The following is a 4,218-nucleotide window of genomic DNA, read 5'->3' on the forward strand; positions in this document are numbered from 1 at the left end:
GAACTGTGAGGTGGACGATGCAGCAAAAATGGAACCAGAATTTTGACGGTGAACCCATGACGGACATCCCGCAGAAGTTTCTGAACGCAGGGTGCGATGTTTATATGGTGATGCAGCTGCGGCATGACGAAAAAATCCTCGATGAAAGATTTGCTTCCATGCGGGAACTGCATCGTCGGGGCAAAACGCCAGACCCGGAGCATTATGAGGTCACCTACTATGCTGATTTGCCTGCCATGTGGCAGGATGTGCCGAACAATGAAGTTTTGGAAGAACTGTTTCAGATGTTCAACCTCTCCCGTCCGCAGGATTTTAGGGGACACAGCCTGTCGGTCAGCGATGTGATCGCGCTTAAACGCAATGGCGAGGTGTCTGTGCATTATGTGGACAGCATCGGCTTCAAGGATTTACAGGGGTTTCTGGACAAGCAGCCGGAACGCCCTTCGGTGCTGATGAATCTCAAGGAAAAGTGCGATGCCCCGGAGTGCAATCCAACCGTCTGCCGGAAAGTGAGGGATGCCCATGAACTTTGACCACGAGGAACTGATGCTGATGATGCTCTACAACTCCGGCACCCGGCTGGGGCTGGTACACGAGTTGCGGCTGATGCAGTGCTACTTGATGCCCGATGAAACTGCCCTGCGGGAGCTGTCGGAGGGTGTTATCGAAAAGCTGAAACTGGTGACCGATGCAGAGTTTGCCGAGTTGGAATTTCCGCTCGACTGACTTTTGCCGCCTGCGGGCGGCATACATATTCTCTTTTACAATGCCATTTGGTGTGGTATACTGAACTCGACAACTCGGAAAGTTGCAGGGGTAACAGAAATGAAAAATAGAATAATCGGTATTATATTTTTAACTGTCTTTGTGTCAATCAACCTTTGGGCCATTCTGACAAAGAACTATTTCAATTCATTTCTGGCAGGAATTGCAGGAATGTGTCTTGTTACCGCAATTCTTTATCTCCGAAACGGAAAAAAATAATCAAATTCCTGTTTAAGAGGATCAGCCGATGGACAAAACATTTCAGAAATTATTACAGACTGACATTGATCTTTCATCCTTAGGCGTAGAACGCCGTACAGATAACGAACCGTATTTTTGCACACCAAAGGGTGCGTCTGTATTTGGTTGGACCGGTGTGGATGGAATCCACTTCTGTTTTGTTCGTGGCTTTGGCGGTATGGTTTTTGCTGTCAGCCCGGCGAACACATTTCCAAACTATGTTCATCCGTTGGCAAAAAATTTCGCTGATTTTCTGCGGCTACTGCTTGCCTGCGGCGATGTGGCAGCATTGGAGCAGGCATGGATGTGGGATAAGGCACAATTTGAAACCTTCTTACAGGACAACCCTCCCACGCAGGAGCAGCAGGAAACCCTTGCGCTTGTCGCTACGAAATTAAAGCTGATGCCAATGGAGCGGCCATGGGCATATATCAAAGAGCTTCAGGCATCTTTTGATTACAGCAAAATCAAGTACACCAAAGAATATTACGATGTTGTGGACCAGAACGCAAAACCAGCTATCCCGGAGTGGAAAGTCTACTTTGAGGGAAACTTCTGGGGACATTCGGGAAAAGAACGTGCCGGAACAGAAGTCCCCTTGAATCAGCAATTTGAATGGGCCGGGCATCATTGGATCATTCCTGCGGCGTATTCGTGCAGCAAGGGGTTCGTTGTGGACTTTTGTATGCGTACCCCGGAGGAAGACATTCGCAAGTTCATGACTAAATGGGATTTACACCCCGAAAACGACTCTTGTGAATACTTCACGCAGGAGCAGCAACTGCAAATAGATTTAGAAAATCCACTTTGTCTTGACTTTATTCCTCGTTTGGAATTGAACGGGAAAACAATGCCGACCTCCCACGGTTGCTCGGTGGTCTTTAATCCATGTTTGCCAGACGGGATGATCAATGAAGCGGAAGCAAAGTGGGCATTGGAACACTATGATTTGGATACATCCTATGGGTGGATGATTTTTCGGGCGGCATTTCCGTGGACAAGCAAACGCCGTCCTGAAATAAAATCCCTCTCCCTTACGATGGAGCAACGGCCATGCCGTGTGCCGGGACCACATTTCCAGACACACGCTCCCGGTGATTCGTTTTCTTTCCTCCATCCGGTCAGCGGAACAAACTATACATTGACCGTGCAGGAAATAGAGCAACAAACAATTCCTCAAAAGTGTTTCGGTTCTGACCGCTGGGTTTATCCGACACACTTTACCGTCATGCGTTATACGCTTTTCCCTGAATCGGAGGAAGATATCTCGATTTGTGATTGCTGCGATGGAGATAAGCCTATGGAAATTGCTGTGGAGGGAGACACCTTCACGCCGGAAACCCAAAATAATGCTTGCGTAGGCATTATCGGTGGAGCTGACGGACCAACAGTGATTATGCCTGGAGAAAAATCACAAGGCAGGCTTCATGCTGCTTGCTCAGCACTGCACTTTGAGCCGGTTCGGGATGATGTAGAGTGGTGCACAATGTTCAGTATTAAGAATTTTGATGAAACGACGATCAACCTTATATAACAGGAATACGATGACGACTTTCAGCTTGTCGATGGTTGTCAACTGGGATAATTGTCATAAGCCATCACTCCGAAAAATTTTCATAACCCGCAAGAAAGTGGGCTTGATAGAATACTTTCATTCATGCTATACTAAAATCAGTTTTAATGCACAGAAAAATTGAAAGCGGAGGATAGCCAATGGACACCAAAAAAAGATCACCCATCGACCGCCTGCTTTTTGCCACCTTTCTGAAAGGCCGCACATCTTCCCGTGATGTATGGGAAGAAAAGGGCGATATGACCCCCGAAGATAACCAGAAGATCATCGAGGAGACCAACGAGATCATCAACGATGATTCCACCTATCCCTTCATCAGCTACCTGTCCGACCTGCTTGCAAAATCCAAACCCTCCGATGAGGCGGTCATAAAACTGCACGACTGCATTGAAAAAGTTGCAGTTACGTTGGGGCAGGACAGCACCGATGTGTTCCGTGCGCTCCTTGCAAAACTGATCGAGGAGCCGGAAGAAAAGCAGACCTTTGACCGTCTGCTGGAGATGGCCGAGAAATTGGCGGCAAAGCACTGAGATAACTTTACGAGGTGATTTCAATGAGCTACGGATGGGCAACTGTTTTCACTTTAGCGGCATGGTTTGCAGGACTTGTGGTTGATGTAAATGTGCGGGTCGGCGACCTCGGTTTACGAACAGTGCTTCCTGTCATCGTGATGGGGTGCTGCGTTATGAAGTACATAAAGGACAATAGCAAATAATCTTATCTCAATACACTTTCCAGCGGGCGACCACAAAACGGTTGCCCGCTCTTTTTATGCTCAAAAAATGGAAGGAGGAACGCTATGCCAAGCAAAACCGAAGAATATCTCGCCCTTGCCCAGCGCACGGCCAACGGCTTGACCCGATACTGGGAAAGCTGGACGGACTACCTGACCACCGCATCCCGGCTGTACAAGTACAGTTTTGCGGACCAGCTCATGATCTACGCCCAGCGCCCGGATGCCACCGCCTGCGCCGACTTTGACATCTGGAACAACCGGATGAACCGTTATGTGCCCCGGAGTGCAACCCCATCGTCTGCCGGAAAGTGAGGGATGCGCATGAACTTTAACCATGAGGAACTGATGCTGATGATGCTCTACAACACCGGCACCCGGCTGGGGCTCATTCACGAACTGCGGCTCATGCAGTGCTACCTGATGCCGGACGAGACCGCTCTGCGGGAACTATCGGTGGTGGTTATCGAAAAGCTGAAACTGCTGACCGATGCAGAGTTTGTCGAGCTGGAATTTCCACTGGACTGACTTTTGCCGCCTGCGGGCGGCGTACATAAAGTATTTTGTTCTTCCAAAAGATATGCTATAATCAAATCAGACAAAATTCCTCTCTTCAAGCGATTTCTCCGCAATTTTCCTGTGGCTCTGCTCATATCAAAAATAAGGGACCGATTTTTAATTGTCAGAACGGAGGAACCATTATGGCAATCTTTGAAAAGACCATCCGAAACAAGAATTTTGACAAACTGCTTCGGAAGCTGGAAAATGAAATCCCGGACAGCAGTTGGTCGGCAGATTTAGAGGCAGGCAGTGATTTCAAAGAGGGCGATGCCCGGTGCAGTGTCCGTGTGTTTGAACGGTACAGCATGATGGGCGGCAACCGCCTGAGTCTGACACTGACCATGTT

Annotated in this window: 7 protein-coding genes; all 7 read left to right on the forward strand. The window is 48.5% G+C overall.

Annotation, left to right across the window (positions count from 1 at the left end; translation table 11 throughout):
- The coding region (locus QZL71_RS12755) for a YodL domain-containing protein (RefSeq protein WP_294649088.1) at positions 1-533 on the forward strand (533 nt) is incomplete at its 5' end.
- Positions 523-726, forward strand: coding sequence for a transposon-transfer assisting family protein (locus QZL71_RS12760; RefSeq protein WP_097840384.1), 204 nt, complete (start codon positions 523-525; stop codon positions 724-726). The genes QZL71_RS12755 and QZL71_RS12760, both read left to right, overlap by 11 nt.
- A 286-nt stretch (positions 727-1,012) precedes the next feature.
- The gene (locus tag QZL71_RS12765; protein WP_217298113.1) at positions 1,013-2,539 is read left to right on the forward strand and encodes a sodium ion-translocating decarboxylase subunit beta; all 1,527 of its coding nucleotides are present in this window, start codon (positions 1,013-1,015) and stop codon (positions 2,537-2,539) included.
- Positions 2,540-2,718: 179 nt separating this feature from the next.
- Positions 2,719-3,108, forward strand: coding sequence for a hypothetical protein (locus QZL71_RS12770; protein ID WP_005945547.1), 390 nt, complete (start codon positions 2,719-2,721; stop codon positions 3,106-3,108).
- Positions 3,109-3,377: 269 nt separating this feature from the next.
- Positions 3,378-3,626: a hypothetical protein gene (locus QZL71_RS12775; protein WP_165852647.1), complete on the forward strand. Its 249-nt coding sequence runs from the start codon at positions 3,378-3,380 to the stop codon at positions 3,624-3,626.
- A gap of 9 nt (positions 3,627-3,635) precedes the next feature.
- Positions 3,636-3,839, forward strand: coding sequence for a transposon-transfer assisting family protein (locus QZL71_RS12780; RefSeq protein WP_294649090.1), 204 nt, complete (start codon positions 3,636-3,638; stop codon positions 3,837-3,839).
- A gap of 173 nt (positions 3,840-4,012) precedes the next feature.
- A partial coding sequence (locus QZL71_RS12785) for a DUF6054 family protein (protein WP_294649092.1) occupies positions 4,013-4,218 on the forward strand: 206 nt, incomplete at its 3' end.

The sequence above is a fragment of the uncultured Faecalibacterium sp. genome (assembly GCF_900066275.1).
Classification (GTDB): Bacteria; Bacillota; Clostridia; order Oscillospirales; family Ruminococcaceae; genus Faecalibacterium; species Faecalibacterium taiwanense.

Coding starts and splice junctions, on each gene's coding strand:
- QZL71_RS12775 (WP_165852647.1), top strand. CDS start 3,378: ATGCCAAGCAAAACCGAAGAATATCTCGCCCTTGCCCAGCGCACGGCC.
- QZL71_RS12780 (WP_294649090.1), top strand. CDS start 3,636: ATGAACTTTAACCATGAGGAACTGATGCTGATGATGCTCTACAACACC.
- QZL71_RS12770 (WP_005945547.1), top strand. CDS start 2,719: ATGGACACCAAAAAAAGATCACCCATCGACCGCCTGCTTTTTGCCACC.
- QZL71_RS12765 (WP_217298113.1), top strand. CDS start 1,013: ATGGACAAAACATTTCAGAAATTATTACAGACTGACATTGATCTTTCA.
- QZL71_RS12760 (WP_097840384.1), top strand. CDS start 523: ATGAACTTTGACCACGAGGAACTGATGCTGATGATGCTCTACAACTCC.